Origin of the sequence: Prevotella sp. P5-50, assembly GCF_002251295.1 — a bacterium.
GTDB lineage: Bacteria > Bacteroidota > Bacteroidia > Bacteroidales > Bacteroidaceae > Prevotella.
Window position 1 is genome coordinate 39,335 of the sequence record NZ_NPJA01000021.1, and the last position, 14,214, is coordinate 53,548.

The following is a 14,214-nucleotide window of genomic DNA, read 5'->3' on the forward strand; positions in this document are numbered from 1 at the left end:
AATACTACCAAAGTATGGCGTAAAGCAACAAGGTAATGACACAGATTCCTACGGCACCGTATGTGTAGTTGCGGTCGGTAGAGAAGATAGAGAGATTGATAGGAAGGGCTTTCTCGTCCTTGACCTTATCATGTGAGTTGCTGTAGAGCCATACGGCATTGCAGCCTACGAGTACGCCGAAGAAGATGAATGCCTGGAAACCGATGTCGTTCAGATAGTCGATGAAATTTGTTTCTGGAGACTTCACATCGTGAGTGGCGCCGAGAATTACTACTATTGCAGCCACGATAATCATGGCAAGACCAGCTACTGCCAGGATGCGTGCCCATGTCATCATCTGCTTCTGATCTGCGGCAGAAGGAGTTTCTGCACTTACATATTTCTTATCGAGATATGATACAAGGATGAAGAAGGTGACAAGGATGATGAAAATGTAGGAAGCACGGAACTGGAAGGCTACATCGGGGAAGCAAACCTTGAAGAGTACACCCATGGGGATGGTTAGGATGGCCGTCCATACTGCTGCAGTAGAAGAGGCACGCTTCCACAGCAGACCAAGACCAAAGACGGTGATGATACCTGGATAGATGAAACCTGAATATTCCTGAATGTACTGGAATGCCTGGTCAAGTCCGCCCAGCAACGGTTTAACGGTAACAAGGGCTATAACCAATGACACAACGGCTACGATACGGCCGGTATTTACCAACTGCTTGTCACTCGCACCCTTGTTGATGTACTTCTTGTATATGTCCATCGTGAAAAGGGTTGAGGTGGAGTTGAACATAGAAGCCAAAGAAGAGATGATGGCAGCTACAAGAGCGGCAAAACTCAAGCCCTTGATACCTGTAGGTGTGAAGTTGCGGATGAGCCAAGGATAGGCATCATCGGCAACGTTGATATTGCCTGCCAATTCCATGTTCTTGAAGAATTCGGGATTCTCCATAATATAATAGGCGCAAATGCCAGGAAGTACTACGATGAAAGGAATGAGAATCTTAAGGAAACCGGCGAAGATAAGACCCTTCTTGGCTTCGTTGATACTCTTGGCGGCAAGTCCTTTCTGAATGATATATTGGTTGAAACCCCAATAACCGAGATTGGTAAGCCAAACTCCACCTACTACAGCGGCAATACCAGGAACATTGGCAAAGGCATCAGCATTATGGCTTTGCTGGATGACTAAGTGGAAATGAACATCCTGTGCATGGGCGCCTGTCGTCATGTCGTTATAAACCTGTCCAAGGGCGCCTAATGCGTCGGTTCCCATTACTATACCCATTTCCTGTAATGCGATGTAAGCGGTAATAATACCGCCACCTACGAGGAAGGTGACCTGCATCACATCGGTCCAAGCCACAGAGGCAAGTCCGCCATAGATAGAATAGGTTCCTGCCACAATGAACAATCCGAGGATGATCAACATACGGATGGAAACCTCCATGCCGAAGATGCTGACGCCAAGACCTTGAAGACCGAGAATTTGTTCGATGGCCAAAGCGCCCAGCCATGCTACAGAAGTCAGGTTGACGAAGACATAAAGGAAAAGCCACAGAATAGAGAAGGCAAGGCCTACGCCATCATTATAGCGTTCACGGAGAAATTGTGGAATAGTGAAAATCTTACGCTCAAGCATGACGGGAAGCAAGAACTTTCCAATGACTACCAATGCGGCAGCTGCCATTACTTCATAGGCGGCAATAGCGATACCGTCACGGAATCCTGTTCCTGACATTCCGATAAACTGTTCGGCAGAAATGTTAGCAGCTATCAATGATGCACCTACAGCCCACCATGTTAGTGTGTTGCCAGCAAGGAAGTAGTCGTTGGCACTTTTTTCTTTTCCGTCTTTGTTGCGACTTAAAAATAATCCTAAACCAACCAACAAGATTAGGTAGAATGCGAGAATTACAAAGTCGATGGTCTTGAAACCAGACATTGCAATTGCTCCTGAAATACTATTCATAATAATTATAGGTATATTAGTGAATAAAACATATTATTTGATTGAGAAACGGTAGGCAGCATGACTGTAGTATTTCTCACCGGGTTTAAGTGTGGGCTGAGGCCAGTCTTTCTTATTAGGACTGTCGGGATACTTCTGACTCTCCAAGCAGATGCTTACATGCTTGGGATAGGTAAGACCATGTTTCCGGGCTATCTTCGCATCAGCACCAACCCCCTGGAAGTTTCCAGAATATACCTGAACACCTGGTTCGTTGGTGAACATCTCCATAAAGATGCCACTCTTGGGACTATAGAGTGAAGCACATACCTGTGTATCATCGCCCTTTCCGTCTTTATAAGTGTTCAGACAATAGTTGTGGTCGTAGCCTGTGGCATTCTTGATCTGTTGATAGTCAGAATGGATACTGTCACCTACAGCATGAGGAGTGCGGAAATCCATTGCAGTACCAGCTACAGGAAGAATCTCACCCGTTGTCATGTTGGTAGCGTCAGAGGGAGTGAAATTATCAGCATTAACATAGAGTATTTGGTCATAACAAGGTTTGGTGAAATCACCACTAAGATTGTAGTAGTTGTGGTTGGTCATGTTGATGATCGTTTCCTTGTCGGTAGTGGCTTCCCAAACGATGTCAAGGGTGTTGTCGGCAGTTACCTTATAAGTGGTAGTGGCGGTAACAGTACCGGGGAATCCATTTTCTCCGTCTGGAGCTACGATGGTGAGTTTGAGGATAGAGTCACCAACCTGTTCGGCATCATAGACTTTATGCATCCATCCGGTATTTCCACCTCCGTGAAGGCAATGGAGGGCATTGTTCTGACGCAACTGGTAGGTTGTACCTGAAAGGGTGAACTTACCTTTGTTGATTCGGTTTGCATAACGACCTACACTTGATCCGTAATCAGAAGGTGTTTTGATCGTATCAGCATACTGAGCGATATTATCGAATCCAAGGACAACATCGGTGGGTTTACCGTCTTTGTCGGGCACCACAAGGCTTACCACGCGACCACCATAGTTGGTGATGCAGGCTTCCATGCCATTATTGTTTTTAAGTACATACAGTTTGACGGGCTTTTCTTGAAGGATGGTGTCAAACTTAGCTGTGTCAAGTCCGGAAACTGTTAATGTGGCATTTTGTTTAGGGGCACATGATGCTGAAAGAATGGCAATGGTGCCAAGGCCAATAAGCATTGAATTGATTTTTCTCATTGCGAAGAGTTTTTAGTTGTTAGTTATGTTTTCTAATTCTGCGTGCTAAGTTACGACTATTTTCTGAATTGACAAAGATATTACGGAGAAAAGTGTTGTGCTTACACTATTTTTTATAGTTTCTTGTTACATAGCATAAAAAAACGGAAATGAAATTGATATTCATTTCCGTTTTATAGAGAAATAAAACGCGCTATTCTATACGTGAATTAAAGGGTTGTTTTTCAGACCGGAATACACTTTAAATAGCTGGTTCTGATTAGCAAATCTTACGTGAACCATCGCCGATGACAACATCATAGACTTTTGGTTCGTGGCCGTATTTGGCATTAAACTTCTCTTTTGCTGTGGCGATAAACTGGTTGTAGAGGTCGTTGCGGACAAGGTTGATGGTGCAACCTCCGAAACCGCCACCCATGATACGTGAACCGGTAACTCCACATTCCTTGGCAAGATCATTGAGAAAATCGAGTTCTTCACAAGAAACCTCATAGTCTCTTGACAGACCTTCGTGAGTCTTGTACATCAACTCGCCAACTTTTTCATAGTCGCCTTCGTTCAGAGCATCGCAAACGGCAAGTACACGGTCTTTTTCGCCCAACACGAATTTAGCACGCTTGTAGTCTTCTTCGCCCACTTCGGCTTTGACTTCTTCAAGTTGTTCCCATGTGCAGTCGCGAAGTGTTTCAAACTTTCCTTCTGGATGTTTGGCAGCAATATGGCGAACAACATTTTCACAAGAATTGCGGCGGTCGTTGTAAGGAGATCCTGCCAACTGGTGTTTTACAACAGAATCGAGCAATACCAAACGGTAGCCATCCGGTTTGAATGGGAAATATTCAAATTCGCGAGAACGGCAGTCGAGACGCATCAGACAACCTGCTTTTCCGAATACAGAAGCAAACTGGTCCATGATACCGCATTTCACACCACAGTAGTTGTGTTCTGTAGCTTGACCTGCCAATACCATATCCCACTGGCTTACCTTGTTATCACCGAAGATGTCGTTGAGACCACAGGCAAAGCAACTCTCCATGGCAGCAGAAGATGACATACCTGCACCCAAGGGAACATCGCCTGAGAATGCAATATTGAATCCTTTAACAGGTACTCCGAGCTTTTTCATTTCCAATGCGATACCGTAAATATAACGTGCCCAGCTAGCTTTAGGTCCATTGGGATCAGAGAGTTTGAAATCTACGCGGTCTTTCAAGTCAATGGCATAAGCCATAACGGTATCTTCTGTTCCGTTTGCACGCATTTCTGCAACAACACCTTTATCTACGGCTCCTGGAAAAACAAATCCTCCATTATAGTCGGTGTGTTCACCGATGAGATTGATACGTCCGGGTGATGCATAAACATTACCTTCCTTGCCATCAAAATGCTTGGCAAAACGTGTTCTTACTGATTCGATGTTCATAGTCTTGTTGTTTAAAGGTTTGAAGTATCTTTTTATAATGTGGAACGTGACAAATCATGTTGTCTTAATCCACTTTGATGTCTTTGTTTACGTTCTTGCATCCCCAGATCGCATAGTAGAGGATGTATGCCAACATGGCAACAATCAGCCAATAAGAATTGAGGTAGCTGATTCCAAGCTGTTGAACGAGTACGAGATCCTGGAAGAAAGGCATCATACCTCCACCGAATACCATGACCATGAACAGGCCTGATGCTTTAGCGGTATATTTGCCAAGTCCTTCTGTTGAAAGGTTGAAGATTCCTCCCCACATGACAGATGTGCAGAGACCGCAGAGGAAAATGAACACACAAGACAAAGGAACTGTAGCGTTCTCAATCTTGATGATGTTGAGATCGATATTGAGTGTTGTAGTCACATCACCTGTGAAGATGGCAGCGACAATAAGTGCAATACCTACTGTTGAAACGGTAATCATCTGTGCACGGGTAGAAACCTTACCTGAGATAACTGTTGAGATAAGGCGGCCACAGAGCATCAGGAACCAGTAGATACCAGCCAATGATCCTGCAACGGCTGCTGCACCTTCAAATCCTCCTTCACGGCTAATCCATTGGTTCATCATACCAGGAGTGGCAATCTCGATTCCTACATAGAAGAAAATGGCGATGATGCCGAGGAGACAATGGCGGAAAGCGAGAGGTGATTTTTCGTATGTTACATTCTTCAAGTCACCTTGAGGCTCGTTAATCTGGATGGCAGAAATGACGAAGAAGGCTGCCAAGAATACTACGATACCTGTAATGATAAGTGGTGCAACATCGGGGAAAGAATCCTTTGTCAAAGTTCCTACGAGGAAACCAGTGAGGATAGGAGTTGCTGTTGCAGAAAGAGAATTGAGGGTACCCCCTGCCTGTACGAGCTGATTTCCGGTGTTACCGCCGCCACCGAGTAGGTTAAGCATGGGGTTTACTACGGTGTTGAGCATACATACGCAGAATCCGCAGATAAGAGCACCGAGTAGGTAAACAAAGATATTGTTGACTACGCCAGAGAGCAGCTGAACACCCAGACCTATTGCACCAATAATAAGTGCGATAAGCGCGGTCTTTTTGTATCCGTACTTGATGAGCATGTTTCCGGCAGGAATACCCATGATGAGGTAGGCAGTAAAGTTCATGAGGTTGCCGGCCATACCTGCCCAGTTGTATGACATACCCCAAATGTTTCCGAAGGGAGCTGCCATGTTTGTTACAAAGCTAATCATGGCAAAGATGAAGAACATTGTGATGATAGCTACGAGGTTCTTCTGGTTTTTGTTTGTTTGTGACATTGGTTTTATAGGATTTTAATGTTGTTAGTAATTACGAAAAATGTGTTTTCGATTATAGAACAATAAGAATTGTGTATTATAATTCTATGTTTTGATTTTTCCTGTTATACAAAGATAGCTATTATACACAAAATGGGTGGCTGATAGCTATCAGCCACTCTTTTTGTTGTTTTATATTATTTTTCTGCTCCAAACTTATAGATGGTTTTCTGCTTGTACTGTTCACCTGGTCGGAGTACTACAGAAGGGAAGTAAGGACGATTTGGAGTATCGGGGAAGTGTTGTGCTTCAAGACAAACAGCACTACGCCAAGGATAAGTTGAACCGTGAGTTCCAGAGATTCCTGATTCGAAATTACCTGTATAGAGTTGGAGTCCTGGTTCTGTGGTATAAACCTCCATGGTACGACCGCTATTAGGCTCTTTTAGTTTAGCGGCAAAACTGAGTTCTCCTTCTTCCTTTTTATTAAGAACGTAGTTGTGGTCGTATCCAGATCCATTTTTCAGTTGCTCGTTGTCGGCGTTGATATCCTGACCGATTGGCTTTGGTGTGCGGAAATCGAATGGAGTTCCTTCGACCTTAAGAATTTCGCCGGTAGGGATTGATACCTTATCAATAGGAAGATAGAAATCTGCGTTGAGCTGTAATTCTACGTTGTCAACGGCAGGTGTGGGGTTAGCAATACCTGCCAATGAGAAAAATGCGTGGTGAGTCAGGTTGATGATGGTCTTCTTGTTGGTTGTGGCAAGATATTCAATAACCAGTTCATTGTTGTCTGTGAAAGTATATTCCACGTTGATGCGACATTCACCTGAGAATCCTTCTTCTCCATACGATGAGATGTATGATAAAGCCAAGGCGCGAGGTCCCATTTGCTTGGCATCCCAGATGCGAGAGTGGAAACCTGTAGGACCGCCGTGCAGATGGTTAGGACCATCGTTGAGAGCAAGCTGGTATTCTTTACCGTTGAGGGTGTAGGTACCTTTGCAAATACGGTTTCCGTAGCGTCCGATAAGTGTTGAGAGGAAAGGCTCTGGGCTATTGATAACATCTTGGATGTTGTCATGTCCCTGAATGACGTTTGCTACTTTTCCGTCTTTATCTGGAACCATGATGGCCACAATTGCTCCACCGAAATTGGTTACTGCTACTTCGTATCCTTTGCGGTTGCGTAGGATATATAAATCTGTTTTTTTCCCGTTTACTGTGGTTTGAAAATCTTTGCGATTCAAACCACACAAATTAACGTTTTCCGTTGTGTTCGCCATAATCAGTTGTTTTTAGTTACTAAATTATATTGCAAAGTAACCAAAAAAAAGTGAGTTTAACAAATTTAATGGCGAAAAATTGAGCAAAAGGAATGTTAAAAACAACTAAATGCCATCTTTGAGCAATTCTCCGACGATATAGTTGCTGCCTCCAACAAATATAACATCGTTGTTTCCTGCAGCTTTCTCTGCTTCGTGATATGCCTCACTTACAGATAAATACGTCTTTCCTTTCAGTTGATACTTCTGTGCCAATGCGAAAATAATCTGCTCGTTGAGTGCTCGTTTTGTTTTGGCTTTAGTAAAATAGTAGATTGCCTCTTTTGGAAGCATCTGAAGTATTGCATCTACATCTTTGTCGTTGACCATTCCAAATATAATATGTAATTGGTGGCAATGGGCAATCACATGGTTTAGCTGTTGGCTGATGAAGTGCCAACCGCCAGGATTATGTCCTGTGTCGCAAATTACATGTGGTGACGAACTTATTGTTTGCCATCTTCCTGCCAATCCTGTGAGCTTCTTGACGTTGTCGAATGCTTTGAGCACATTTCCGCTTGTTGCGTCTTTGTCAATGATCAGATAGCCTTTGTCTTCAAGAATCTGAAGGGCGTGTAATGTGGTATTGATATTCTTTGGTTGGTAGATTCCTCCGAGATCGCAAAATACGTTTCCGTATTTTGCTGTTTCGCATTTGATGTCGCCTTGGTCAGTTATTTCTGCACTTTTGATGAAATTGTCGTCTTCGGCAAAGATGATGGGTGCTTCCATTTCCCGTGCCTTTTCTTCGAAGACAGGTCGTGTCTCGTTTTGGTTTTCTCCGATGATGACCGTTGTGGCATGTTTGATGATGCCTGCTTTCTCTCGTGCTATTTCTGCGATGGTGTTTCCTAAGAATTCTGTATGATCCAGACTGATATTGGTGATGATGGATAGGATAGGGTGGATGATGTTGGTACAATCGAGTCGTCCCCCAAGCCCTACTTCAATAATTGCAATATCAACATTTTGTTCTGCAAAATACTTGAAAGCCATTGCCGTCGTCACTTCAAAGAATGACGGCGACAATGGTTCCCAAAAATTTCTTTCGTCTTCAACGAAATTCATCACATAGTCCTCTGGAATCATCTCGCCGTTGACACGAATTCTTTCTCTGAAATCGACGAGATGTGGAGAGGTGTATAGTCCTACTCTGTATCCGCAGCTTTGTAGTGCTGCAGAGAGCATATTAGAAACGGAACCTTTGCCGTTGGTACCTGCCACATGGATGGTGAGATACTTTTGGTGTGGATGACCGAAATGTTCGTCCAGCGCCAGTGTGTTTTCTAATCCTTCTTTGTAGCCACTCTTTCCTTGAGTTTCGAAAGCTGTGGTTCTGCTGAATAGGTATTCGCAAGTTTCCTGATAGGTCATGGACTATACTTTTTTATGTGTTTTTGAAACAGAATCAGTTGAAATAATTCTTGAAGCGTTGGAAGATAGATCGCTTGGTTGAAGCGTCACCTTTGAAGTTGTCGCTACTTTTGAAGCTTTCTATTGCTTTCTTTTCATCGCTGCTGAGTGTCTTTGGCACATAAACGCTGATGTTGACAACGAGGTCTCCTGTGCCACGTCCATAGCCCTGTACGGAAGGAAGGCCTTTACCGCGCAGACGGAGAGTCTTGCCAGGTTGTGTGCCTGGTTCGATTTTCACTCTCAGGCGTGTTCCGTAGATGGTCGGAATCTCCACTTCACCTCCAAGTGATGCTGTTGGGAAATCGAGCAATAGGTTGTATATGAGGTCGTTATCGTCTCGTATGAAGGTGTCGTGTTCGATTTCTTCCACATATACTTGAATGTTTCCGTTAGCTCCTTTGTTGTGTCCGGCATTACCCTTGCCAGGAACGTTGACGATCATGCCCTGTGCGACTCCTGCAGGGATGTTGATTTCAACTACTTCTTCACCTTTCTCTACGCCAGTACCGCCACAATATTTGCATTTGTTCTTGATGACACGGCCAGTTCCGCCGCATGTAGGACAAACACCTTGTGTCTGCATCATGCCGAAAAGACTTTGTGTGGTATGTGTGATTACTCCCGAACCATGACATGTGGGGCAGTTTTCTGTGCCGCTGCCGTCTTCTGATCCAGTTCCGTGGCAATGTGAGCAAGGCACGTCTTTGCGCACTTTGAACTTCTTGGTCACTCCTGTGGCGATTTCTTCCAAGGTGAGTTTGACTTTCAGGCGAAGGTCACTTCCTCGATGTTCTTTGGGTCCGGCACTTCTTCTGCTTCCGCCGAATCCTCCGAATCCTCCGCCACCTCCGAAGATGTCGCCGAACATAGAGAAGATATCGTCCATGTTCATGCTTTGTCCGCCGAATCCTCCGAATCCTCCCGCACCTTGTGGTCCGTTGAATCCGAATTGGTCGTATTGCTGACGTTTTTGAGGGTCATGGAGCACATCATACGCTTCAGCCGCCTCCTTGAATTTCTCCTCGGCTTCTTTGTCGCCAGGGTTTCTGTCAGGGTGGTATTTGATGGCGATGGTGCGGTAGGCTTTCTTTATTTGGTCTTCTGTGGCATTTTTGTCAATGCCCAGAACTTCATAATAGTCTCTCTTTGCCATAATTGTGTTGTCTTATTTTTTTTGATTCTATGAATCTTTATTGTCCAACTGCCACTTTGGCATGGCGAATGACTTTGTCGTTGAGTTTGTATCCTGTTTGGATGCAATCGATGACTTTTCCTTTTTTATCGTCGCCCATACCAGGTACCATGGCAACTGCTTCATGTTCGTCGGTATCGAAGTCTGCGTCTGTTGTGTCGATGGTCTTCACTCCGAGCGACTCCAATGCTTTGATACATTTATGATAGATGATTTCCATGCCTTCTCTGAGCACTTTAGGATCGTCCGTCTTGGTGCCATTCTCAATAGCTCGCTCCATATCGTCGATGATGGGCAGGATAGTGACAATTGCCTTCTCGCCTCCGTTGAGTATGAGTTCTGCTTTTTCCTTGATGGTGCGCTTGCGGAGGTTTTCAAATTCCGCAGCCTTTCTCAATACTTGGTCTTTGAGTTGTTCGATTTCCTCTTGCGCAGCAGCCAGCGGATCCTTTTCTTCTTCTTCTTCTTCAGGATTTTCGTTTTCTGCCTGCTGTGTGTTATCAGCAGATTCTTGCTGAGCGGATTCTTGCTGTGTGCATTCCTCCTCTTTATTCATTTCCTGTTCTTCGCAATTTATTTGCTCTTCTTTATTCTCTTTCATAATGTTTTTATTTGTTTTCTTAAGGAACATGCAAATTCTGTGCCATGTTTTCATTTACTCATACATAGACGCGCGTTGTTCCTTGATGGCCTCATCATAAATGTAGTCATCATAGGTTGTCAGTTTGTCAATTGTTCCTTTTGGTGTGAGTTCGATGATTCTGTCGGCAACGGTATTGATGAATTCGTGGTCGTGTGAAGAGAAGAGAATATTTCCCTTGAAGTTGACAAGGTTATTGTTGAATGCCTGAATAGACTCCAGATCGAGGTGGTTGGTTGGTGTGTCGAGGATGAGGCAGTTGGCATTTTTTAATTGCATACGTGCAATCATACAGCGCATTTTCTCACCTCCTGAGAGTACGTTGACATGCTTGAGCACATCTTCTTCTTTGAAGAGCATTCTTCCGAGGAACGACTTCATAGTCACTTCGTTACCTTTTCCCCATTGTGAGAGCCATTCCACGAGATTCATATCGGATTCGAAGAAAGAGGTGTTGTCCAACGGCAGATATGCTGTTGTAATGGTAACGCCCCATTTGTATGTTCCTGCATCGGCTTTTCTGTTGTCGTTGATGATTTCGAAGAGAGCAGTCATGGCTTTGGGGTTGTGTGACAGAAATACGGTCTTTTGTCCCTTTTCGATGGTGAAGTTAACATTGTCAAAGAGTACGGTTCCGTCTGTGTCAACAGCCTTGAGTCCTTCTACTTCGAGGATTTGTGTTCCAGGTTCGCGGTCCATAGTGAATATAATTCCTGGATATTTGCGGCTTGACGGACGAATTTCTTCCACGTTGAGTTTCTCCAACATCTTTTTTCGTGATGTTGTTTGCTTTGACTTTGCCACATTGGCAGAGAATCGGCGGATAAACTCCTCCAACTGCTTTCTTTTTTCTTCGTTTTTCATTTTCTGGTTCTGAGCCTGACGGAGTGCCAATTGACTTGATTCATACCAGAAAGAATAGTTTCCTGAGAAAAGGGTGACCTTTCCAAAGTCGATATCGACGGTCTGGGTGGAAACGGCATCGAGGAAGTGACGGTCGTGGCTGACTACCAATACGCATTGTTCAAGGTTTGAAAGATATTCTTCCAGCCATTGTACGGTATCGAGGTCGAGGTCGTTGGTCGGCTCGTCGAGCAGAAGGTTGTCGGGGTGACCGAAAAGTGCTTTGGCCAGCATGACGCGCACCTTCTCGTTGTTTGATATTTCTTCCATCTGCTTGTAGTGCTGTGAGTCTGCCACACCAAGGTTTTGCAAGAGTTGTGCGGCTTCGCTTTCTGCTTCCCATCCATTCATTTCGGCGAAAGCCATTTCCAGTTCTGCGGCACGGTTTCCATCCTCTTCTGTCATTTCGTCTTTCGCATAGAGTGCTTCACGCTCTTTCATGTTCTGCCAAAGTGGCTGGTGTCCCATGAGGACGGTATCCATTACCGAGAATGCATCGTATTTGAAGTGGTCCTGCTCGAGCACAGACATACGCTCACCAGGTCCTTGTTCGATAGTGCCCTTGTTGGGTTCAAGTTCTCCGCTGATAGCTCGAAGATATGTAGATTTTCCTGCACCATTGGCACCGATAATGCCGTAAATGTTCCCATTGGTAAATTTCATGTTGACGTCTTTGTAGAGCGTCTTCTTTCCAAACTGAATAGCCAAGTTTGTGACTGTAATCATTTCTTCTTTTCTCTTTATTTAAAATATATATTTCTTGCAAAGTTACTGCAAATCAATCGAATTACAAAGAAAAATCCTGCTTTTTTCGCTATTCTATGTGGTTCTTAGTTGAAAATCAGCAAAAACAAACATAGAAACGTGGAGAGAGTCGGAAAAATCTCAAATGGTTTGGAAATAATGAAGGAAGAATGGTGGAGCAAGAAGTGGAAGAAATGTAACTAAACTTTCGTGAAAATGAGTCGTGCTAATGAGAAATTATTACTGCTTTTTGGGCTCTGCTCTCGGCTTCGGGAAGCCTTCGGGATGGGTTCGGGATGGGTTCGGGATTTGTGAATATGGAAGTTTATGTTATAGTCCCAAGCAAGTCCCAATTAAGTCCCAATTAAGTCCCATTATCTTTCTACAATCATGCGAACTTGATGGGAGAAGGATGGGAGATGAAGGGGAAGGAGAGAAGAAAAGTAAATGGAAAAACGTAAATCTTAGGTTGTCTTTCCGTCATCGTTTACGTAAAAAAAGACAATATTTTAATATATAATATTTTATAAAACAAAAAAAAATGCTACCTTTGCAAGGTTAAAATTAAAACGAATCAAACTAAAACAATAAGAAATGAAGCAATTCAATGACAAAAACTTCGTTCTTGACAACGAAGTGGCTCAGGACCTCTTCCACAATCATGCGTCCAAAATGCCAATCATCGACTACCATTGCCATCTGATTCCAGAGATGGTAGCCAAGGATCACAAATTCAACAGTATTACTGAACTTTGGCTCGGCGGCGACCACTACAAATGGCGTGCAATGCGTACCAATGGCGTGGATGAGCGCTATTGTACAGGAAAGGACACCAGCGATTGGGAAAAATTTGAGAAATGGGCTGAGACTGTTCCCTATACTCTTCGCAACCCACTTTACCACTGGACACACCTTGAGTTGAAAACCGCTTTCGGAATCGAAAAACTTCTGTCTCCAAAGACCGCACGTGAGATTTTCGACGAGTGTAATGAGAAGCTCAAGCAGCCTGAGTTCTCTGCACGAGGTCTCATGAAACACTATAATGTGGAGTGCGTATGTACTACCGATGATCCCGTTGACGACCTTCACAACCACATTGAATATGCAAAGAGCAAGGCAGCCGATGATCCCATGATGATTCCAGCATGGCGTCCTGACAAGGCCATGAATATCGAAAAACCTGATTTTGGCGCTTATGTTCACCAGCTCGAAGAGGTTAGCGGAGTAACCATTACCAAGTTTGCCGATATGGTTGACGCTCTTAAGAAACGTCACGATTTCTTCAGTGCCAATGGCTGTAAACTCTCAGACCATGGAATTGAAGAATTCTATGATGAGGAATATACAGATTCACAGATTGAAGTGATTTTCGAAAAGGCACTTCGTGGTCAGCAGCTCTCTGCCTTAGAGACTCGTCAGTACAAAAACTGTTTCCTGACCATTATGGCAGAAATGGATGCTGATGCAGACTGGACCCAACAGTTCCACTACGGAGCAATCCGCGATAACAACACGAAGATGTATAATGCTCTCGGTCCTGATACCGGTTTCGACTCTATCGGCGAATTCAATACCGCTAAGGCCATGTCGAAGTTCCTCAACAAGCTCAACATGGAAGATAAGCTCACACGTACCATATTATATACGTTGAATCCTTGCGCCAACGAAGTAATCGCTACTATGCTCGGTAACTTCCAAGGCGGAGAACCTGGAAAAATCCAGTTTGGTTCAGGATGGTGGTTCAACGATCAGAAAGATGGTATGGAGCGCCAGATGAACGCACTCTCGGTACTTGGCCTTCTCAGCCGTTTCGTTGGAATGCTTACCGACAGCCGTTCGTTCCTCAGCTATCCACGTCACGAATATTTCCGTCGCATCCTTTGCAATATGCTCGGAAATGACGTAGAAAAGGGACTTCTTCCCGACGATCGCGAGTTGCTCGGAAAGATGGTAGAAGACATCTCTTACAACAACGCAAGAAGATATTTCAAATTCTATTAATAAAAAAATCGGCTATCGTTGCACATGATAGCCGATTTTTTTTTATCTTTGCACCCGAAATAGCGAACACAAACTTT

The 14,214-nt window shown here is 44.1% G+C and carries 10 protein-coding genes; 1 reads left to right on the plus strand and 9 read right to left on the minus strand.

Annotated features, from left to right (window positions below; genetic code table 11):
• Positions 1–4: 4 nt before the first annotated feature.
• The 9 genes from CIK88_RS05575 to CIK88_RS05615 form a co-directional block, all read right to left on the minus strand.
• Entirely contained in the window at positions 5–1,966 is a 1,962-nt protein-coding gene (locus CIK88_RS05575) for a sodium/sugar symporter (RefSeq protein WP_094435106.1), read from the minus strand.
• A 33-nt stretch (positions 1,967–1,999) separates the two neighbouring features.
• Entirely contained in the window at positions 2,000–3,178 is a 1,179-nt protein-coding gene (locus CIK88_RS05580) for an aldose epimerase family protein (protein ID WP_094435108.1), read from the minus strand.
• 259 nt (positions 3,179–3,437) lie between these two features.
• Positions 3,438–4,601, minus strand: coding sequence for a galactokinase (gene galK, locus CIK88_RS05585; RefSeq protein ID WP_094435110.1), 1,164 nt, complete (start codon positions 4,599–4,601; stop codon positions 3,438–3,440).
• 64 nt (positions 4,602–4,665) lie between these two features.
• Entirely contained in the window at positions 4,666–5,934 is a 1,269-nt protein-coding gene (locus tag CIK88_RS05590; protein ID WP_094390344.1) for an MFS transporter, read from the minus strand.
• A 176-nt stretch (positions 5,935–6,110) separates the two neighbouring features.
• On the minus strand, positions 6,111–7,202 hold the full coding sequence (locus tag CIK88_RS05595; protein WP_094435112.1) for an aldose epimerase family protein: 1,092 nt from the start codon (positions 7,200–7,202) through the stop codon (positions 6,111–6,113).
• A 105-nt stretch (positions 7,203–7,307) separates the two neighbouring features.
• Positions 7,308–8,615 (minus strand): folylpolyglutamate synthase/dihydrofolate synthase family protein, encoded by a 1,308-nt coding sequence (locus tag CIK88_RS05600; RefSeq protein ID WP_094435114.1) that lies wholly within the window; start codon positions 8,613–8,615, stop codon positions 7,308–7,310.
• A 34-nt stretch (positions 8,616–8,649) separates the two neighbouring features.
• On the minus strand, positions 8,650–9,810 hold the full coding sequence (dnaJ, locus tag CIK88_RS05605; RefSeq protein ID WP_173815108.1) for a molecular chaperone DnaJ: 1,161 nt from the start codon (positions 9,808–9,810) through the stop codon (positions 8,650–8,652).
• A gap of 37 nt (positions 9,811–9,847) precedes the next feature.
• Positions 9,848–10,450: a nucleotide exchange factor GrpE gene (locus CIK88_RS05610; RefSeq protein ID WP_173815646.1), complete on the minus strand. Its 603-nt coding sequence runs from the start codon at positions 10,448–10,450 to the stop codon at positions 9,848–9,850.
• 54 nt (positions 10,451–10,504) lie between these two features.
• Positions 10,505–12,118, minus strand: coding sequence for an ABC-F family ATP-binding cassette domain-containing protein (locus CIK88_RS05615; RefSeq protein WP_094435116.1), 1,614 nt, complete (start codon positions 12,116–12,118; stop codon positions 10,505–10,507).
• Positions 12,119–12,730: 612 nt separating this feature from the next.
• Here CIK88_RS05615 and uxaC point away from each other — a divergent pair.
• Positions 12,731–14,137: a glucuronate isomerase gene (gene uxaC, locus CIK88_RS05620; protein WP_094390351.1), complete on the plus strand. Its 1,407-nt coding sequence runs from the start codon at positions 12,731–12,733 to the stop codon at positions 14,135–14,137.
• The last annotated feature ends 77 nt before the right edge of the window (positions 14,138–14,214 follow it).

What these genes read in the sequence shown, in the direction of transcription:
- galK (WP_094435110.1), bottom strand. Translation starts at nt 4,601, where the DNA reads ATGAACATCGAATCAGTAAGAACACGTTTTGCCAAGCATTTTGATGGC.
- CIK88_RS05600 (WP_094435114.1), bottom strand. Translation starts at nt 8,615, where the DNA reads ATGACCTATCAGGAAACTTGCGAATACCTATTCAGCAGAACCACAGCT.
- CIK88_RS05615 (WP_094435116.1), bottom strand. Translation starts at nt 12,118, where the DNA reads ATGATTACAGTCACAAACTTGGCTATTCAGTTTGGAAAGAAGACGCTC.
- CIK88_RS05575 (WP_094435106.1), bottom strand. Translation starts at nt 1,966, where the DNA reads ATGAATAGTATTTCAGGAGCAATTGCAATGTCTGGTTTCAAGACCATC.
- CIK88_RS05595 (WP_094435112.1), bottom strand. Translation starts at nt 7,202, where the DNA reads ATGGCGAACACAACGGAAAACGTTAATTTGTGTGGTTTGAATCGCAAA.
- CIK88_RS05590 (WP_094390344.1), bottom strand. Translation starts at nt 5,934, where the DNA reads ATGTCACAAACAAACAAAAACCAGAAGAACCTCGTAGCTATCATCACA.
- CIK88_RS05580 (WP_094435108.1), bottom strand. Translation starts at nt 3,178, where the DNA reads ATGAGAAAAATCAATTCAATGCTTATTGGCCTTGGCACCATTGCCATT.
- CIK88_RS05610 (WP_173815646.1), bottom strand. Translation starts at nt 10,450, where the DNA reads ATGAAAGAGAATAAAGAAGAGCAAATAAATTGCGAAGAACAGGAAATG.
- uxaC (WP_094390351.1), top strand. Translation starts at nt 12,731, where the DNA reads ATGAAGCAATTCAATGACAAAAACTTCGTTCTTGACAACGAAGTGGCT.
- dnaJ (WP_173815108.1), bottom strand. Translation starts at nt 9,810, where the DNA reads ATGGCAAAGAGAGACTATTATGAAGTTCTGGGCATTGACAAAAATGCC.